Source organism: Sphingorhabdus sp., assembly GCF_023910635.1.
Lineage (GTDB): Bacteria > Pseudomonadota > Alphaproteobacteria > Sphingomonadales > Sphingomonadaceae > Sphingorhabdus_B.
Genome location: NZ_JAAVVZ010000088.1, coordinates 1 through 1,540, shown reverse-complemented (window position 1 = coordinate 1,540; position 1,540 = coordinate 1). Strand labels below are relative to the sequence as shown.

Annotated in this window: 3 protein-coding genes; 1 reads left to right on the top strand and 2 read right to left on the bottom strand. The window is 51.4% G+C overall.

The features are described from left to right. The coding region (locus HEQ34_RS14420; RefSeq protein ID WP_366934881.1) for a motility-associated protein at positions 1 to 541 on the bottom strand (541 nt) is incomplete at its 3' end. 155 nt (positions 542 to 696) lie between these two features. Here HEQ34_RS14420 and HEQ34_RS14415 point away from each other — a divergent pair. Continuing rightward, positions 697 to 1,257: an NUDIX hydrolase gene (locus tag HEQ34_RS14415; RefSeq protein ID WP_296201613.1), complete on the top strand. Its 561-nt coding sequence runs from the start codon at positions 697 to 699 to the stop codon at positions 1,255 to 1,257. 11 nt (positions 1,258 to 1,268) lie between these two features. Here HEQ34_RS14415 and HEQ34_RS14410 read toward each other — a convergent pair. Further along, positions 1,269 to 1,540 (bottom strand): energy transducer TonB (locus HEQ34_RS14410; protein ID WP_296201612.1); only part of this gene is annotated, 272 nt, incomplete at its 5' end.

The window sequence follows — 1,540 nt, the reverse complement described above, 5'->3', positions numbered from 1 at the left end:
TAACCGCAACGATGATACCCACGGCCGGCACAGCACCCGCCACGTTGGCCATGACATGCGCCGGCTCCGCCGCTTCATGGTGGTGCACTTCCAGCTCGACGTCCATCAAGCTTTCTATTTCCGTCGTATTCAGGTTACCGCCGACCATCATGCGCAAATAGTCGCAGATGAATTCCATAACATGGTGGTCATGCAAAATATTCGGGTATTTACCGAAAATAGGACTCGAATCAGGGTTTTCGATATCGCCCTCGATGGACATCAGCCCTTCCTTACGCACCTTGCCCAGAATTTCAAACAGCATGGCTAGCGCATCGACGTAATAGGCTTTGTTGTATTTACTGCCTTTTAATATCCCTGGAATGGCTCCTAGCGTTCCCTTGATAACGCCAATGGTGTTTGAGGCAACAAAGTAACCGATCGAAATACCGATAATGGCTACGTATTCCAGGGGCACCCAAAGCGCCAGCAGGCTTCCGTGAACCGCGTAGGTTCCGAGTGCTGAAACGAGGATGATTACATAACCGATGATCAGAAACATGCGGAGCCCCCAACCGCGCCGGAATTCAGTCAGCGCAGAGTTCTTATAAGTAAGCTCTATTGTAAACACAGGGCTTGTCGGATGGCAAAGAAAGAAAGGGCAATATCAGCTCCGTCATTGCTTTTAGCCACATTAGCCAATGATAAACTGAGCAAATGTCCCAAAACCCTGACGCTTTGACGATTTCCTTCTGCCCCATTTGTGGTGCAAGCGCTGATTTTTTAACGCCAGAAGGCGACTCATTACCGCGTCACGTCTGCAGTCGCTGCGGCCACATCAATTATCAGAACCCGCGCTTGGTGGTTGGCTGCGTTGCTGAATACGAGGGTCGCATTCTTCTTTGCCGGCGAGCCATTGAACCGCGTTATGGTTTTTGGACGCTACCTGCCGGCTTTATGGAAAATGGCGAAACCACGGCTCAGGGCGCTGCTCGCGAAACAATCGAAGAAGCCGGGGCGATTGTAGAAATCGATGCCGCTTTTGCTATGTACAGCATTGCGCACATTCATCAGGTTCATCTCTTCTATCGCGGTCATCTGCCAAAGCCAATTTACGCGGCAGGGATCGAGAGTCTGGCAGTCGAGCTTTTTGAACCGGCGGACATTCCCTGGAATGAACTGGCCTTTCGTAGCGTCAAACTCTGCCTGGAACGTTATCTGGAAGACAAAAAATCCGGCCACTTTGGATTTCACGAAGCTGAATTGCCGCCAATCTGATTTATCGCGATTTAATCATCCAGTGAAAAATGGATCGGCAGATCTATCGCAAAATCCCTGCCCCGCAAAGACTCAGGCATGCTGGCTGCACGCACGGCCAGACTGAGCATTTCCATCGCCTGCTGATCGAGTACCTCCTGACCACTTGAGCGACTCAGGCTAAGTTGCGGTACCGGAAAGCCGGCGCTGGTGCTGACCACAATAACAACAACACCTTCCAATCCACGTTGCCGGGCAAGCGCCGGATAACGTTTATAGCGTCGCGCCTCTCGACTCAAATTCA

Coding starts and splice junctions, on each gene's coding strand:
- HEQ34_RS14415 (WP_296201613.1), top strand. CDS start 697: ATGTCCCAAAACCCTGACGCTTTGACGATTTCCTTCTGCCCCATTTGT.